Origin of the sequence: Bradyrhizobium sp. 76, from assembly GCF_023073025.1 — a bacterium.
Taxonomy (GTDB): Bacteria; Pseudomonadota; Alphaproteobacteria; order Rhizobiales; family Xanthobacteraceae; genus Bradyrhizobium.
Genome location: NZ_JADPIS010000149.1, coordinates 150663 through 166359, shown reverse-complemented (window position 1 = coordinate 166359; position 15697 = coordinate 150663). Strand labels below are relative to the sequence as shown.

At 64.6% G+C, this 15697-nt stretch carries 13 protein-coding genes, 1 pseudogene and 1 riboswitch; of the genes and pseudogenes, 8 read left to right on the top strand and 6 right to left on the bottom strand.

What is annotated here, in order from left to right; translation table 11 throughout:
- Nucleotides 1-50: 50 nt before the first annotated feature.
- Nucleotides 51-269: riboswitch (cobalamin riboswitch) on the bottom strand.
- Between the two features lie 40 nt (nt 270-309).
- Both cobO and IVB48_RS36255 read left to right on the top strand, forming a co-directional pair.
- A complete protein-coding gene (gene cobO, locus IVB48_RS36260; RefSeq protein WP_247407788.1) occupies nt 310-945 on the top strand; it encodes a cob(I)yrinic acid a,c-diamide adenosyltransferase in 636 nt (211 codons plus the stop codon).
- A 9-nt stretch (nt 946-954) separates the two neighbouring features.
- Nucleotides 955-2403 carry a cobyric acid synthase gene (locus IVB48_RS36255; protein WP_247407786.1) on the top strand — a complete coding sequence of 483 codons (1449 nt, stop codon included), beginning with the start codon at nt 955-957 and terminating at the stop codon, nt 2401-2403.
- Here the strand turns inward: IVB48_RS36255 and cobD are convergent.
- Nucleotides 2392-3354 (bottom strand): threonine-phosphate decarboxylase CobD, encoded by a 963-nt coding sequence (gene cobD / locus IVB48_RS36250; RefSeq protein WP_247407784.1) that lies wholly within the window; start codon nt 3352-3354, stop codon nt 2392-2394. The two genes, IVB48_RS36255 and cobD, sit on opposite strands and share 12 nt — an antisense overlap.
- Nucleotides 3355-3365: 11 nt before the next feature.
- On the bottom strand, nt 3366-4307 hold the full coding sequence (gene cbiB, locus IVB48_RS36245; RefSeq protein WP_247407782.1) for an adenosylcobinamide-phosphate synthase CbiB: 942 nt from the start codon (nt 4305-4307) through the stop codon (nt 3366-3368).
- 121 nt (nt 4308-4428) lie between these two features.
- On the opposite strand from cbiB, the gene cobU reads away from it, so the two are divergent.
- The 3 genes from cobU to bluB are packed head-to-tail and all read left to right on the top strand — an operon-like array spanning nt 4429 to nt 6348.
- Nucleotides 4429-4932: a bifunctional adenosylcobinamide kinase/adenosylcobinamide-phosphate guanylyltransferase gene (gene cobU / locus IVB48_RS36240; RefSeq protein ID WP_247407780.1), complete on the top strand. Its 504-nt coding sequence runs from the start codon at nt 4429-4431 to the stop codon at nt 4930-4932.
- Entirely contained in the window at nt 4929-5711 is a 783-nt protein-coding gene (cobS, locus tag IVB48_RS36235; protein ID WP_247407778.1) for an adenosylcobinamide-GDP ribazoletransferase, read from the top strand. The genes cobU and cobS overlap by 4 nt, the downstream gene beginning before the upstream one ends.
- 4 nt (nt 5712-5715) lie before the next feature.
- The gene (bluB, locus tag IVB48_RS36230) at nt 5716-6348 is read left to right on the top strand and encodes a 5,6-dimethylbenzimidazole synthase (protein WP_247407776.1); all 633 of its coding nucleotides are present in this window, start codon (nt 5716-5718) and stop codon (nt 6346-6348) included.
- Nucleotides 6349-6476: 128 nt separating this feature from the next.
- Here the strand turns inward: bluB and IVB48_RS36225 are convergent, their stop codons facing one another.
- Nucleotides 6477-7859: a ShlB/FhaC/HecB family hemolysin secretion/activation protein gene (locus IVB48_RS36225; RefSeq protein WP_247408798.1), complete on the bottom strand. Its 1383-nt coding sequence runs from the start codon at nt 7857-7859 to the stop codon at nt 6477-6479.
- Here IVB48_RS36225 and IVB48_RS36220 point away from each other — a divergent pair.
- A pseudogene (locus IVB48_RS36220) lies at nt 7800-10202 on the top strand (ATP-binding protein); the annotation flags it as partial. The gene IVB48_RS36225 and the pseudogene IVB48_RS36220 overlap by 60 nt on opposite strands.
- 81 nt (nt 10203-10283) lie before the next feature.
- On the opposite strand, the gene IVB48_RS36215 reads toward IVB48_RS36220, so the two are convergent.
- On the bottom strand, nt 10284-11852 hold the full coding sequence (locus tag IVB48_RS36215) for a hypothetical protein (RefSeq protein ID WP_247407774.1): 1569 nt from the start codon (nt 11850-11852) through the stop codon (nt 10284-10286).
- 174 nt (nt 11853-12026) lie between these two features.
- Complete coding sequence (locus IVB48_RS36210; RefSeq protein WP_247407772.1) at nt 12027-12956, bottom strand: LysR family transcriptional regulator; 930 nt, start codon at nt 12954-12956, stop codon at nt 12027-12029.
- Between the two features lie 129 nt (nt 12957-13085).
- On the opposite strand from IVB48_RS36210, the gene IVB48_RS36205 reads away from it, so the two are divergent.
- Nucleotides 13086-14024 (top strand): ring-cleaving dioxygenase, encoded by a 939-nt coding sequence (locus tag IVB48_RS36205; protein WP_247407771.1) that lies wholly within the window; start codon nt 13086-13088, stop codon nt 14022-14024.
- Complete coding sequence (locus IVB48_RS36200; RefSeq protein WP_247407769.1) at nt 14021-14647, top strand: alpha/beta hydrolase; 627 nt, start codon at nt 14021-14023, stop codon at nt 14645-14647. Before IVB48_RS36205 ends, IVB48_RS36200 begins: the two co-directional genes overlap by 4 nt.
- A gap of 44 nt (nt 14648-14691) precedes the next feature.
- On the opposite strand, the gene IVB48_RS36195 is transcribed toward IVB48_RS36200, so the two are convergent.
- Entirely contained in the window at nt 14692-15666 is a 975-nt protein-coding gene (locus IVB48_RS36195) for a magnesium transporter CorA family protein (RefSeq protein WP_247407767.1), read from the bottom strand.
- Nucleotides 15667-15697 lie beyond the last annotated feature (31 nt).

Below are 15697 nucleotides of genomic sequence, written 5' to 3'. Positions count from 1 at the left end.
CCGTTCTTGCGAAGGCCCGTTTCCCCGTCGCGGAACACCCCGTCCGCCGGTCCAAAATCGTCCACGCTGGCAGGTCTCCCGGCTTCCGGAGCAGGGTTTCCCCTTCGATCCCCGCCTTCCCGATCCCCAGGGGATCAGTGGCTTCGGGCATCTCTCCGGTCACGGTCGCGGGGGCGGCTGCATTTTGGAACCAAATCTTGCCGATTCGGACCCTATCGCATTCCCTCTTCGCCTGTCGTAGGACAGGAACCAACGCAGGGCCACCATTTGCCCCCCACCGCCTCTTGTCAAGCCGAAGGACCCCGTCCGATGACGTCAGAACCGGATACCCAGACGGGCGACCAAACCGACGCCCGTCACGCCTCGAAAATGGCGAAGAAGAAGGTCGCCCGCGACAAGATCATGGCGACCAAGAGCGGCGAAAAGGGCCTCATCATCGTCCACACCGGCGCAGGCAAGGGCAAGTCCTCCTCGGCCTTCGGAATGATCGTCCGCTGCGTCGCCCATGGCTTCCCCTGCGCGGTCGTGCAGTTCATCAAGGGCGCCTGGGATACCGGCGAGCGCCGCATGCTCACGGGCCATTTCGGCGACCTCTGCCAATTCCACGCCATGGGCGAAGGCTTTACCTGGGAGACGCAGGACCGCACCCGCGACATCGCCGCCGCCCGCGCCGGCTGGGAGAAGGCCAAAGAGCTGATCCTTGACCAGAATCTTCGCATGGTCGTGCTCGACGAGATCAACATCGCGCTGCGCTACGACTATCTCGACATCGCGGAGGTCGTCGAATTCCTCACGACGCAGAAGCCGCCGATGACGCATGTCGTGCTCACCGGACGCAACGCCAAGGACGAGCTGATCGAGATCGCCGATCTCGTCACCGAGATGACGCTGGTCAAGCATCCCTTCCGTTCCGGCATCAAGGCGCAAGCCGGCGTCGAGTTCTAAGAACTCGCGATGGCGCGCGCATTGATGATCCAGGGGGCCGGCTCGGACGTGGGCAAGTCGCTCATCGTCGCCGGTCTCGCGCGCGCCTTTGTGCGACGCGGCCTGCGCGTGCTCCCGTTCAAGCCGCAGAACATGTCGAACAATGCTGCCGTCACGGTCGACGGCGGCGAGATCGGCCGCGCCCAGGCGCTCCAGGCGCTCGCCGCCGGCGTCGAACCGCACACGGACATGAACCCGGTGCTGCTGAAGCCCGAGACGGATGTCGGCGCGCAGGTGATCGTGCAGGGAAAGCGCATCGCGACCGCGCGTGCGCGTGAATATGCGGCGATGAAGCCGTCATTGATGGGTGCGGTGCTGGAGAGCTTCGAGCGGCTGAAGGCGCGCGCCGATCTCGTGCTGGTGGAAGGCGCCGGCAGCCCGGCCGAGGTGAACCTGCGCAACGCCGACATCGCCAATATGGGTTTTGCGCGCAAGGCCGATGTGCCGGTCGTGCTGGTCGGCGACATCGACCGCGGCGGTGTCATCGCGCAACTCGTCGGCATCAAGACGGTGATCGACCCGGACGATGCCGCGATGATCCAGGGATTTGTCATCAACAAGTTTCGTGGCGATCCCACGCTGTTCGACGATGGCTACAAGCTGGTCGAAGAAAAGACCACATGGCGCGGCTTCGGCGTGCTGCCCTGGTTCGCGCGCGCCGGCGAACTGCCGGCAGAGGATGCGCTGGGCCTGAGCGATGCGCGCAAGCCGGGCCAATGCAAGATCGCCTGTCTCGCGCTGTCGCGGATTGCCAATTTCGACGATCTCGATCCGCTCAAGCTCGAGCCTGGCGTCGATCTCGTGATGGTGCGGCCGGGCGAGGCCATTCCCGGCGACGTCAGGCTCGTCATCATCCCCGGCTCGAAATCCACCCGCGGCGATCTCGCCTTTCTGCGCGCGCAAGGCTGGGACATCGATCTTCTGGCGCATTACCGCAGAGGCGGCCACGTGCTCGGCCTCTGCGGCGGCTATCAGATGCTCGGACGAAGCGTTGCCGACCCCGATGGGATCGAGGGCCCTGCGGGCGACACAGCGGGTCTCGGACTTCTGGATGTAGAGACGGAGATGAGTGCACAGAAGACGCTGACGCGTGTCGCGGCCGTGCATGCCGCGACGGATCAGCCGATCGAGGCTTATGAAATCCACATCGGCCGCACTGATGGGCCGGATCGCGCGCAGCCATTCGCAAGGCTGAACGGCGAACCGGAAGGCGCGATCTCGCGCGACGGTCGTGTGCAAGGCAGCTATCTGCACGGCCTGTTCACGTCGGACGATTTCCGCAAGGCGTTTTTGGCGAAGCTCGACATTCCCGCCGGCGACGAGCCCTATCACGCCAGGGTCGAGAGCGCGCTCGATGCCCTTGCCGATCACATCGAAGGCCATCTCGACGTCGAAGGCCTGCTCGCGCTAGCGCGCTAGAGCCTCGGCCAGGCGCGTCCATTCGGGTTCGCCGCCCGGAAGCCCGAGGCGTAGCCATGCCGGCTCTCGCGCGAACACGCGCGACCAGATATGGCGACGCGCCAGCTTCTCCTGCGCGGCAAGCGCGTCAGGCGTCGCGTAGAGACGAAACAGCTGCGTCCCGCCAATGACCGTCCAGCCTTGCGCCTGCACCATGCCATCGAGGCGACCGCAGTCACGCACGAGCCGCACGGACGTGGCCTCGGCCCAGGCATCGTCATGCAGAGCGCGGCAGCCGACCGCGATCGCCGCTCCCGAGACCGGCCAAGGTCCCGACATCGAGGCGATCCTGGCGATGTCGGACGAATTGCCGAGCGCGAAGCCGAGCCGCAGGCCGGCAAGGCCGTAAAACTTTCCGAAGGAGCGCAGGATCAGCAGCCCCGGCCGGTCCTCGGATGCAAGCGATAGCTGCGGGGCCACATCGGCAAAACTCTCGTCGACGATGAGACGGCCGACGCGCGGCAGCAGCGTCAGCAAATCCTTTGGCGGATGGCATCGGCCGTCGGGATTGTTGGGATTGACGACAATGACGAGGTCGGCGCCGACCAGCGCGTCGAGCTCCCCGACCTCCTGGACCTCCCAGCCCGCGGCCGAGAGGACCCCGGCATATTCGTTGTAGGTCGGCGCGAGGATGCGCGCGCGGCCGGGTGGTGCGAGTTGCGGCAGCAATTGAATTGCGGCCTGTGCGCCGCCAAGCGCGACAACCGCCGCGCTCGTGCGGTAAGCGTGCCGCGCCGCCCGATGCAGAGCCTCGATCTCGGCGCGCGACGGCAACGCGCTCCACGCGCGCGAACTCACCTCGCCCACGGGATAAGGCAGGCGATTGATCCCGGTCGACAGATCGATCCAGTCTTCCGCGCGACCGCCGAAGCGCTGCTGGGCCTGATCGAGATTTCCACCGTGCTCGCGCATGCGCTGTTCTTTCACGCGAAGGCCAGGATCGCAAGGAGGCCGGCGAGCAGCAGCATGGCGCGACGGTAAACCGTCAATCCCCGATCGATGTCGGCGGCAAGCGGATCGCGCGCACCTTCATTCAACCAGGGCTCGTTGGTGGTGCTGCCGTGATAGATCCGCGGACCGCTGAGCCGCACGCCGAGCGCACCCGCCATGGCGGCTTCCGGCCAGCCGGCATTGGGCGAACGATGACGGCGCGCGTCCCGCGTCATGCACGACAGCGCCTCGGATCGCCGTGGCGCCAGCAGCACGAACAGAAATCCGGTCAGCCGCGCCGGAATGAAATTGGCGACATCGTCGATGCGCGCCGCGGCCCAGCCGAAGGCTTCGTGCCGTTCGGAGCGATGGCCGATCATGGAGTCCAGCGTGTTGATCGCCTTGTAGCCCAAAATGCCGGGCAGACCGAACAGCGCGCCCCAGAACACCGGTGCGACGATGCCGTCGGACGCATTCTCGGCGAGGCTCTCGATCGCCGCGCGCGCGATGCCGGCCTCGTCGAGCGTCAGGGGATCGCGGCCAACGATGCGCGAGACCGCGTCTCGGGCGCCGGCAATGTCACCGGCCCGCATGGGATTTGCGACGGCAGCAACGTGGTCGTGCAAGGAGCGCAGCGCGACCAGCGGCCAGGCGAGGACGCCGACCAGCACGATCTGGATCCAGCCCAAGGGAAGCAAGGACTGAACTGCCCAGCCGAGCGCGACGGAGAGCGCGATCACCAGGAGCGCGCCAGCGATGCCGGCGGCGCGGCGAAATGCCGGCGGATCGGACGGCCGATTCCAGGCGCTGTCGATGGCAGAGATCAGCTGGCCCAGCCAGGTGACGGGATGGCCGATCCGCGCGAACAACCACGCCGGCCAGCCCAACAGGGCATCCACCGCCATCGCCACGACCATCGCACCGGCAAAACCCACGCACGCCTCCTGTCCCGCCCCTGTTGCGCAAACCCCAGCCGGAGCGCAAGCCCCCGGCCGGCGGATTTCGGCTTTGTCTTTGCCCAAGTTTGGTGATTAGTGCTGGCCGACAGGAGACTTCATGGCCGTCATTTTGATCACCGGCGGAGCACGGTCCGGCAAGAGCAAACGTGCGGAAACGCGCACGCGCGCCTTTCCCGGGCAGCCGGTCTATGTCGCAACGGCCGAGGCGCTCGATGCGGAAATGGAGACGCGTATTGCCATACATCGCGCGCGCCGCGGAACCGACTGGATCGAACGCGAAGTGCCGCTCGATCTCGTCGAGTCGCTGCTCGCAACTGATGGCGGCGGCGCAAGGCTGGTCGACTGCCTGACGCTGTGGCTCTCCAACCTCTTGCATGCGGAGCGCGACTGGGAGCGCGAGGTGAGCGAGCTCGCCGCCGCCCTGCTCCGCCTGAAGAGCCCCGTCGTCCTTGTCACCAATGAAGTCGGCCTCGGTATCGTGCCCGACAACGCGCTGGCGCGCAGCTTTCGCGACGCCGCCGGGATCATGAACCAGACCATCGCTGATGTCGCCGACGAGGTCGAGTTCGTCGTCGCCGGCCTGCCGATGAAACTGAAATGATGCCGCGCGCCGAGCTTCTGCGGGATCTCATCGCCGATCTCAGGATCGCGGCGTCCTTTGTCACGATCCTGCCGGTGGCATCGTCGGAGCCAGCCGGCGACGGCGCCATCGCGCGCGCGACCTGGGCGCTTCCCGTTGCGGGACTGGTGGTCGGCCTTGCCGGCGCTTTGGTTTATGCGATTTCCAGCCGGTTCGGACTGACATCGAGCCTCGCCGCCCTGCTCGCGCTGGCCGCGACGGCCCTCGTCACCGGCGCGCTGCACGAGGACGGTCTTGCCGATACTGCAGACGGGCTTGGCGGCGGCCGCACGCGCGAGCGCAAGCTCGAGATCATGCGCGACAGCCGGATCGGCACCTATGGCGTCTGCGCGCTGATCCTGTCGTTCGGCCTGCGCTGGAGCGCGCTCGCGGCGATCGCCAATCCGTGGGCGGTCGCGCTTGCGCTGTGCGCTGCGCATACTGCGGCCCGCGCGGGCTTGCCGGCCTTCATGTCGCAGGTCGCGCCTGCGCGATCTGACGGCCTGTCGGCGAGTGCGGGATCACCGCCGGGCCGCAGCGTTGCGATCGCATTCGCTGTTGGGATCCTCGCGCTCGTGCTCGCGCTTGGGCCGGGCAAGGCGCTGGTGAGCCTGATCCTGCTCTCCCTCGCCGGCCTGATGCTGGCGCGACTTGCCATCCGCCAGATCGGCGGGCAGACCGGCGACATCCTCGGCGCGTTCGAGCAGGCCGGCGAGATCCTGATCCTGCTGGTTGCCGCAGCTGTCCAGATCGGAGGCTGACGCAATGGTCGAGTTCGACGACACCTTCCGCCAGCACTTGCGCGAGCTGTTCGTGTGGCGCCGCGACGTGCGCCGCTTTCGCACCGACCCGCTGCCGGACGGCGCCATCGATCGCCTGATCGAGACGGCCTGTCTCTCACCCTCGGTCGGCCTCAGCCAGCCCTGGCGCTTCGTCATCGTTGACGACGCCGCACGGCGTCGCGCCGTGATCGACGACTTCAAAGCGTGCAACGCCGACGCGTTGAATGCCTATGCCGGTGAGCGCGCCGCGCGCTATGCGACGCTGAAACTGTCGGGTCTCGAACAGGCCCCCGGCCACCTCGCCGTGTTCGCGGACAAGGCCAGCGACATCGGTCACGGCCTCGGCCGCGCGACAATGCCGGAGACGACGGAATATTCCGTGGTCGCGGCGATCACCGCGATGTGGCTCGCCGCGCGCGCCGAGGGCATCGGGCTTGGCTGGGTATCGATCCTCCATCCAGATCGCATCCACGCTAGTCTCGACGTCCCGGACACCTGGAAGTTCATCGCCTATCTCTGCATCGGCTATCCGGAGGTCGAATGCGACCGGCCCGAGCTGGAACAGGCGAAGTGGGAGCAGCGGCGCGGCGCGGAAGAATTTACGTTGCGGCGTTAATCAGACCGCATCGCAGTCCATCGCCTGTCATTGCGAGCGCAGCGAAGCAATCCAGAATCTTGCCGCCGAATCAGTCTGGATTGCTTCGTCGCAAGAGCTCCTCGCAAAGACGACGGAGAGAGCTTCAGCTACGACTTGCTCCTGCCGGCCACTGCCGCGACAGGCGCAGTGCTTTCCTGCTTCTGGAACATCAACAACGGCCGGAAGATGACACGGCCATAAGCCTCGTAATGGTTCTGGGTCGAGACCGCCATCTTCAGCGGCGTCGCGTAGTTCGCCTCGAACGTCATGAACGAGGCGTAGGTCCAGGAGAAGCCGATGCCGACCGAGCCCAACTCGGTGATCCCGGGGAACGTCGAATACACCGCACCCCAGTCGGTGAAGATGTAGGTGTCGAAACCCCTGAGCCATTGCGACCAATTGTAGTGCAGCTCGGCGTTGAAATAATAGCCGCTGTCGCCGGACGCCGAGTTGGAGGGATAACCGCGCACGGTGGTCGGACCGCCGATCGAGAAGATCTGGTCGCCCGGCAGCAGCTTCTCCTGTGTGTACTGCCAGCTCGCCAGCACATTGGTGCTGAAATTTGCAGGCCCTGCGGCGCTGGTCGCGAACATCGAGCCGGTATAGGTGTTGAACGTGCGATTATTGCCGAGCACGTGGTCTTGCCACGTGATGTAGTTCACCGCCGGCGAGACCGTGATCGAATAGGTGTTGCCGGAATTGGTCACCGAGAGGCCCGCCGTGGCCTTGTCGTAATGATCCTGAGTCACGGCGACGGTGGCGAAGCGGCTGACCGTCTTGCCCTCGGTCTCCGCGGCGTTGAGCAGCACCAGCCAGTTCTGCGTCACCCAGACCGGCTGGCTGAAATTGACCGCGGCCTGGCTCGAGCGTCCGGTGACGTCGAGCGCGACGAACGGTCCCTGGATGATCTTGATCTTGCCTTCGGTATAGCTGACGCCGGCGCGGCCGCCCCAGGGATTGACCGGGATGCTGTAGGCGACATTGCCGTTGAGATTGCCGTCGGAACGAACGCCGTAGAAGGTCAGGCGGTCGTCGACGCCGAACAGGCCGTGGCGCTTGTAGAAGGCCCCACCCTCCCAACGCCCGGTGTTTTCCGCGCCCTGGTTGTCGGTGAAGAGCTGCAAGGTGTCGACCGGAGGCTCGATCACGGCGAACTGGAGATCGGTCAGGCCGAAGCTCGTGCCGGGCTGCAGCAGCGCCTTGATCTGCACGTCGTTGGTTCGGTTGAACCAGATCACGTGGCGATTGAGTTTGGGAACGTCGAGGACCTCGCCTTCGGGCTCCTTCACGCGCTGAAGGATGTATTCGGTGCGGGTCTGTTTGTTGCCCTCGATGGTCGTCTTCTGCAGCCGGCCTTCGGTCAGCTTGACGCGGACGATGCCGCCCTTGGCATCCTGCTCGCGCAGCGTCGCGATGCCCGTGACGATGCCGCGCTCGGCCTCCTGCGTCTCTCGCCCGCGATCGCGGAAATCGCCGAGCTCGACGCCCAAGGCCGCGAACAAGTGCGCGTGTCGCGCCGTGTCGCGGACAGGATCGGCAGCAAGGCCGACCTCTCGGCTTCGCAGGCCTTCCGCGGCGCCAATGAAAGCCGCGCCTATTACGGGCCGGTCTATTTCCTCGGCGACACCGAACCATTCATGACGCTCGCCACGCGCGGAACCGGCCTGACGCCCGATGTGATTGTCGCCGAAGTCAATCTTCGCTTCATCTGGGACCTCGTCGCCGGGATCAGGGTGGGCAACACCGGCAAGGCCTATGTGGTCGATCGGATGGGGTTGTTGATCGCGCATCCCGATTTGTGGCCGGCACTGCGTCGCAGCGATCTCTCCGGCCACGCCGACGTCCGCGCCGCGCTCGATGGCGTCGGGCCACCCTCCGGCGGCCTGGTCAAGGAGGATCTGTCCGGTCAACGCGTGCTCTCGACCTATGCGACGGTCCCCTCGCTGGGCTGGCTGGTATTCGTCGAGCTGCCGCTCACCGAGGCCTATGCGCCGATCTATGCGTCGATCGGACGCTCGACTTTTCTCCTGGTCATCCTGCTGGCATGTGCGGTGCTGGTCTCTCTCTTTCTGAGCCGGCGCATGACCGTGCCGATCCAGATCCTGACGCAGGGCGCGCGGCGGATCGGCAGCGGCGACCTCGGCCTGCGGCTCGCGATCAAGACCGGTGACGAGCTGGAGGCGCTCGGCGATCAGTTCAACCGGATGGCCGCTCACTTGCGCGAATCCTATGCGACGCTCGAGCGCAAGGTGATCGAGCGCACCTCCGAACTGGAAAAGACCCGCGACCAGGCCCTTGCCGAGCACGATGCCGCCGAGCGCGCGCGCAGCGCGGCGGTCGCGGCCAACGAGACCAAATCGCGCTTTCTCGCGGTCGTCAGCCACGAGCTGCGCACGCCGCTGAACGGTGTCATGGGGGTGCTGCAACTGCTCGACGACGGCAGCCTCGGCGAAGCGCAGCGGCGCCACCTCACGACCGCGGCCGCGTCGGGCGAAACGTTGATCGCGCTGGTCGACGGCATCCTCGAATATGCGCGCCTGGAGGCCAGCGCCGAGACTCTGGAGACCCGCGATTTCCGCCTCGACCAGCTCGTCGAAACGGCGGCCGATCTGATGCGTCCGCAGGCCTCTCACAAGGGTCTCTCCTTCGATCTCGCCTGCGATGCGACGGTCAATACCTCCGCGCACGGCGACCCGGTTCGGCTCAATCGCATTCTGCTCAATCTGATCGGCAATGCGATCAAGTTCACGCCGCGCGGCGGCATCGGCTTGAGCGCGGCCGCCGAGGCACATGACGATCATGTGCTGCTGCGCATCACCGTTCGCGATACCGGCATCGGCATCGCGCCCGACATGCACGAGCGGATCTTCGAGGATTTCGTCCAGGCCGACGACAGCATCGCGCGGCGGTTTGGCGGCACCGGCCTGGGCCTCGCGATCGCGCGGCGCCTCACCCGCCTGATGCGCGGCGAGTTGACGGTGGCGAGCACGCCGGGTACGGGCAGCTCGTTCATGCTTGAGGTACCGCTTGGCCTCGCCGCGAACGACATCGCGCAAGGGGCGGTTCAGCCGCCATCGCGGCAGCTTCGCGTGCTGCTGGTCGACGACGACCCCGTCAATTGCGAGGTCGGCGAAGCGATGTTGAAGAGGCTCGGCTACCACGCCACCATCGCCACGAACGGCGCGTCGGCCATCGCTCACGCGCGCGATCAGGCATTCGACATCATCCTGATGGATCTGCACATGCCCGACATTGACGGCGTCGAGGCGGCATCGCGGATCCGAACGCTCGGTCTGCCGACCATGCCGCGCATCATCGCGGTAACCGCCGACATGTCGCGCCGCGCCCGCGAGCGGCTCGCGGGGGCAGGCATTGCCAGGATCGTCAGCAAGCCGATCCTGATCAATGCGCTGCGCGAGGCGATCGAGGACGATGCCCAGAACCAGCCGGCCGCGGCGCAGCTCGCGGCAGGCGCTTTGATCGACCGGCATTTCCTCGATGACCAGAAGGAGCTGCTGGGCGCAGCGCAGATCGCAAAACTCCACGACCTGCTGGAAGAGACGAGCGAAAAACTGATCGAGGAGATTGCCATGGCTGCGGCGACTGACGATCCCACGCAACTCGCACGCTGCGCGCATCAACTCGGCAGCGGCGCGAGTGCGCTCGGCCTGGTCCGCCTGTTTGAATTCTGCCGTGAGGTCGAGCTGGCAGCAGTCACGATGACCCCGCCCGAATCCCAGAGCGCCGCCCGCCAAATCGCCGTGCTTCGAGAGGCCTCAATGAGCGCGCTGGACGATCTGCTCCGGCCGGCGGAGCAGCGTACGATCAGCTAGATGCGCTCAAGTTCTTCATTTTGGACCCGAAGAAAAATCTGGCGGAGCCTTACCAGTCCAGATCAAGGCAGGCGCCTTACATCAAACTGCCGGCGCGACCTTTTCCGCACCCGACTGCACCGGCTTTGTCGCCTCCAACTCTCCCCCTCTCATGGTTTTTCGATACCAGTACGGAATCGTGACGCCAAAGAGCGCACCGATTGAGGCGCTGAGCAGGCACGGTATCAACAGCAGGTGCTGTACTGTCGGCTGGTTCACGCTCAACCAGTGCATCACGAGAAAGCCCGAAAAGCCCATGAGTACGGCCAGCCCGGCGCTCTCCGCCCACCTGAGCCACCACGGTTCGTGATCCGCTTCGATTGTATCGTCACACGCAAAAGCCAATGCTATTGAAAGCACGGTGGGGAGCAGCAGCCATTTGGCCTGGGCCACGAACGGCAGGACCGGATGAACGGCATCGACTGGAAAATGCGCCCGGAGCAGATAGAAGCAAAACGAAACAGGCAGCGTTATCGTGAGGGTACATGCGCCGGAGATCAAATAAGACAGAGTAGGCCTTTCCCTGACGCAACGATAATCGGCAAAGTTCCACAACTGCTTCGGTGCGAGGGCACACACCGCCGCGATTGACTGATTGACCGCCACAAGCATCCCGATGCCTAATGCCCTGCCCAAATCGCCGCCGGCCAGGGAAATCGTCACTATGACGAACAGCGCAACGACCCCGGCGAAGTCCAAGCTCAGCAGATTTAACGGCAGGCGGATCAGAGACGGCCGTTGAATGGAAAAGCCAATCCTTGCAAACTGGTGAGCGACTTCGCTGTCGCTATTGCAACTGTACAGGAGCACTCTGGCAAGCATCAACCGAATGTCCTCGTAGGCTTCAAGTGCATAAGAACGAAACTGGTCAACCGGCTCCGCCGCTGGCTCAAGCTGACGCTGAGCGATCTGACTTGTGAGAGTGAAAAACGCCACGGACTGAGCGAAGAAGCTGCTCATCTTCTTCTCGAAAGTAGCTCGCTCTTCGGGAAAGTCGGCGGAATAAGCAGTCCAACCGGGCAGATTGCTCAAGGCAACGTAGAGCGCCAGACATCGCGTAAACCGAAAGCGCACGCTATCCAACGTGAAATCGGCCTGCAGCTGCGCGGCCAGAGAGTCAGGCAGAAGCGTGCTGTTGGCGATATAAAACTTGGTGTCTGCGACCAATCTTTCAGAAATCGTAAGCTGCGTCATGTTGATCCGCTGCGCCCAGCGAACAGCTCCAAGCGGGATCGCGCCCATACGGTGAAAAAAACGCAGCATGGCACCGTCAATATCCCGCAGAACAGGAACCGATGGCAGCAACGTCGTTAGGATAAGCGCGGCCACAAGTGGCGCATCAAGGCTCTTCAATCCGTCAGGGATGGGGCTTGGCGAGTACAGGAGACCAAGCAATTCCGGCTTGTGGGCAAGGGTCCAGCTCAAGAACATCAGAAGCCCGATGCACGATATGATATACGTCACGTAGCTGCTGTAATATTGAAAGCGGGTCGTCTCTGACCTGAGCGTCCTGGGCGTGGCAAAACGATGACCGGCGTAAAAGGCCGTCAACACTCCCGCCACAAGGTGCGCGGCGTCGAGGTGGATTGTTGTGAAAAACTGATCGATCATAGCGTGCCTCCAAAACAATAAGGCATCTGTAATCGGCTGAATCCATTCGCACAGCCGCACTACGCGTTACATTGCCAGAAACACTGGCAGGCGGTTGTGAACCAGCTCACAATGCTCGCGACGTTTGGTATCGGACGGACTCTCGCAAACTCACCTGTCGGCAGATCCATGGATCTATAGCCTGGCCTCCGCATGTCCGCTCCCGCCTGCTTCGTCGCCCTCCCGGCCAAAACGCTCCACCAGGAAATCGATGAACAGCCGCACCTTCACCGACAGATGCTGGGTCGGCGGATAGACCGCATAGAGCGCGAGCGGCGGCGCGGAATAATCGTTCAGCACCGTTCGCAGTTCGCCTTTCCTCAAGGCGTCGGCGGCGATGAACTCCGGGAGCAGCGCGAGCCCCCTGCCCTTGATCGCGACATCACGCAGCACTTCGGCATTGTTGACGCAGAGCGACCAGGCCGGCTGGATCCAGTGATCGCCGTCGGTGCCGGTGAGCTTCCACTGATTGCCCGTCAGCAGGAAGCCGTAGGTCAGCGAGGCGTGGCCGCGCAGATCCTGGGGATGTTTCGGTGTGCCGTGACGTGCGAGATAATCGGGTGAAGCGCAGATCATGCGTGCCACCGGCATGATTTTTCGCGCGATCAAACTCGATGATTCCAATTCCGCGATCCGCAAGGTCACGTCAAAACCGTCCTGGACGGGATCGAGCAGATCGTCGCTGAGCACGAGCTGGAGCTGCAGCTCCGGATATCGCGCCATGAAATCGGCGAGCACCGGCCCGAGCCGCAGGGTGCCGAACGACATCGGCGCGTTGACGCGCAACAGGCCGCGCGGCGCCGACTGGGCTTGCGCCACGGCCTGGTCGGCCGCCTCGATCTCCGACAGGATCACGACCGCGCGCTCGAAATAGCGCTGGCCGTTCTCGGTCGGGCTCGCATGGCGCGTGGTCCGGTTCAGGAGTTGCACGCCGAGGCTTTCTTCGAGGTCGGCGATGTATTTGCTGATCGCCGAGCGTGACAGCCGCAACTGCCGGCCCGCCTCGGCAAAACTGCCGCTTTCGACCACCTTTATGAAGGCCCGGAGGCTGGCGACCTTATCCATGGGCTGGCGCCGGCGATTGTTTCCAAATCGTAGACATAGACGTCATATTTGCATGGATTGTCTCCAATCCAAAGCGGAACGATATTTCCGGTTAGAGCAAGACCGCTCCCCGAGCTTTGGAGGACGACAATGTCTGGACTGCACCACGTGACCGCGATCGCCGGCGACCCGATCAGGAATTTCGGCTTTTACACCCGGGATCTCGGCCTGCGCTTCGTCAAGAAGACGGTCAATTTCGACGATCCCGGCACCTATCACTTCTACTATGGCGACGAGACCGGCCGCCCCGGCACCATCCTGACCTTCTTTCCCTGGGCCGGTGTGCCGGCCGGGCGGCGCGGCGTCGGCGAGACCCACCAGACCGCCTTCCGCGTGCCGCAACGCTCGCTCGGCTATTGGACGCAGCGCTTCGTCGAGAAGGGCATCACCTACGAGGCGCTGGAGAAGCGCTTTGGCGAATCCGTGCTGCCGTTCACAGACCCTGATGGCATGGCACTCGCGCTGGTCGGCATTCCCGGTGCCGAGAGCGAGCCCGGCTGGAGCAATGGCGACGTGCCGGCCGAGCATGCGATCCGCGGCTTCCACGGGGTGACCTTGCTGCTCGACAGCGCGGCGAAGACGGGGGCCGTCCTCACTGACGTGTTCGGCTTCGAGGAAACGGCGCGCGAAGGCTCCGTGATCCGCTTCAAGGCACCGGGCGATGTCGAAGGCAGCGTCGTCGACATCTACGAAGCCAAGGGCTTTTTGCGCGGGCACCAAGGTGGCGGCTCCGTGCATCACATCGCCTTCCGCGCGGCCGACGACGCCGAGCAAGGCAAGATGGCCGAGAGGCTCGTGAGCGATCACGGCTTGCACCCGACCGAGCAGAGGGACCGCAACTACTTCCGCTCGATCTACTTCCGCGAGCCTGGCGGCGTGCTGTTCGAGATCGCGACCGACATCCCCGGCTTCGCGGTCGACGAGCCCGTCGCGACGCTGGGACGCGACCTCAAGCTGCCGAGCTTCCTCGAAGGGCAGCGCAAGCAGATCGAGGGTGTTCTACCGAATTTGGAAGAGAGGGCGTCGTGATCGAGAATTCATTCGTCCATCGCTTCGAGCCCGCGACCGGCGCGGGCTCCCCTCCGCTCCTGCTGCTGCACGGCACCGGTGGCGACGAGAACGATCTGCTCGGGCTTGGCAAGATGATCTCGCCCGGCTCGGCCCTGCTCTCGCCGCGCGGCCGCGTGCTCGAGCATGGCATGCCCCGTTTCTTCCGCCGCCTGGCCGATGGCGTGTTCGACGAGGACGACGTGCGCCGCCGCGCGCACGAACTCGGCGGCTTCGTCGCGGAGGCGCGGCAGCGATATGGCCTCGCCGCGCCGGTCGCGGTCGGCTTCTCCAACGGCGCCAACATCGCAGCCGCGCTGTTGCTGCTGGAGCCGGACGTGCTGGCAGGCGCGATCCTGCTCCGCGCCATGGTGCCGCTGTCGGATCCGCCGAAGGCTGAGCTCGGCGGCAAGCCCGTCCTGCTTCTGTCAGGGCAGGCTGATCCGATCGTTCCGCCGAGCAATTCCGCGAAGCTAGCCTCGTTGTTGTCGGGAGCCGGAGCGCGGGTCGAACACAAGGTGTTGCCGGCGGGCCATCAATTGTCGCAAGCGGACGTGACGCTCGCCCGCGACTGGGTCGGCAAACTCGCCGTCGAAGTCGCCTGATCCGGAAAAAGCGGCGCATCGTTTTCGAACGGTACGCCGCGGCTTCATTCGAACCAGCCGCGCCGCTTGAACCAGATCAGCGGCAGCACGCCGCTGGCGATGATGGCAAGCCACGCCAGCGGATAGCCGAACGTCCAGTCCAGCTCCGGCATGTGCTTGAAGTTCATGCCCCAGATTCCGACCATGATCGTGGGCGGCACGCCGACGACCGAGACGATCGTTAATATCTTGAACAGCTCGTTCTGCTGGATGTTGATGAAGCCGAGCACCGCATCGAGCAGAAGCTGGATCTTGTCCGACAATCGCGTCTCGTAATCGCCGAGCGAGACGACATCCTTGGAGACGGCTTCGAGGCGCTTCTTCGAGGCGGGCGTGATCCATTCACCCCCGACATCGCCGGCAAACGAGGCGACGCGGCCGACGCCAAGCAGGACATCGCGCGCCTTGGCGAGCCGATCCGCCAACTCGCCGATGTTTTCCAGCGCCTCGCGCATCCTGCGGCTGGAGCGGACCGGCCGCTTGGTGCGAACGAGCCCGCCTTTGAAGACGCCCCGCGAGAGCCTGTCGACCTTCGCGCCGAGATGCTCAAGGACATCGGCGCCGCGATCGACCATCGCCTCGACCAGGCTGGTGAACACGCACATGCCGTTCTCCAGGCTGTCATCGGAACCGATGCGCTTGCCGATGTCGTCGAAGATCGGCAGCTGCGCGAAACGCACCGTCACCAGCACGCGCGGGCCGATGACGAATCCCACGGGCGTGATCTCGGCCTCGTTGTCCTCGTTAAGCCGGACCGCAGGCGAGCTGAGATAGAGCGTGCCGTTGTCGAGGATCAGGCGGCTCGACGCTTCGATCTCGCTGAGCGAATCCTCGGACGGAACGCGTATCCCGAGCAATCGTTCGACGAACTGCTTTTCCTCCGCGGTCGCGTCCAAAAGATCAGCCCAGATGATCTCGGACGGCATCTGCGCGCCGATCTTCTGCCAGTCGTCGGACGGCCACCTGTACAGTTTGAGCAAGAATGGAACTCCGTGGCCGCATCGTCAGGCC

Coding starts and splice junctions, on each gene's coding strand:
- bluB (WP_247407776.1), top strand. CDS start 5,716: ATGGTCGAGTTCGACGACACCTTCCGCCAGCACTTGCGCGAGCTGTTC.
- IVB48_RS36205 (WP_247407771.1), top strand. CDS start 13,086: ATGTCTGGACTGCACCACGTGACCGCGATCGCCGGCGACCCGATCAGG.
- IVB48_RS36255 (WP_247407786.1), top strand. CDS start 955: ATGGCGCGCGCATTGATGATCCAGGGGGCCGGCTCGGACGTGGGCAAG.
- cobU (WP_247407780.1), top strand. CDS start 4,429: ATGGCCGTCATTTTGATCACCGGCGGAGCACGGTCCGGCAAGAGCAAA.
- IVB48_RS36215 (WP_247407774.1), bottom strand. CDS start 11,852: ATGATCGATCAGTTTTTCACAACAATCCACCTCGACGCCGCGCACCTT.
- cobO (WP_247407788.1), top strand. CDS start 310: ATGACGTCAGAACCGGATACCCAGACGGGCGACCAAACCGACGCCCGT.
- cobS (WP_247407778.1), top strand. CDS start 4,929: ATGATGCCGCGCGCCGAGCTTCTGCGGGATCTCATCGCCGATCTCAGG.
- cobD (WP_247407784.1), bottom strand. CDS start 3,354: ATGCGCGAGCACGGTGGAAATCTCGATCAGGCCCAGCAGCGCTTCGGC.
- IVB48_RS36210 (WP_247407772.1), bottom strand. CDS start 12,956: ATGGATAAGGTCGCCAGCCTCCGGGCCTTCATAAAGGTGGTCGAAAGC.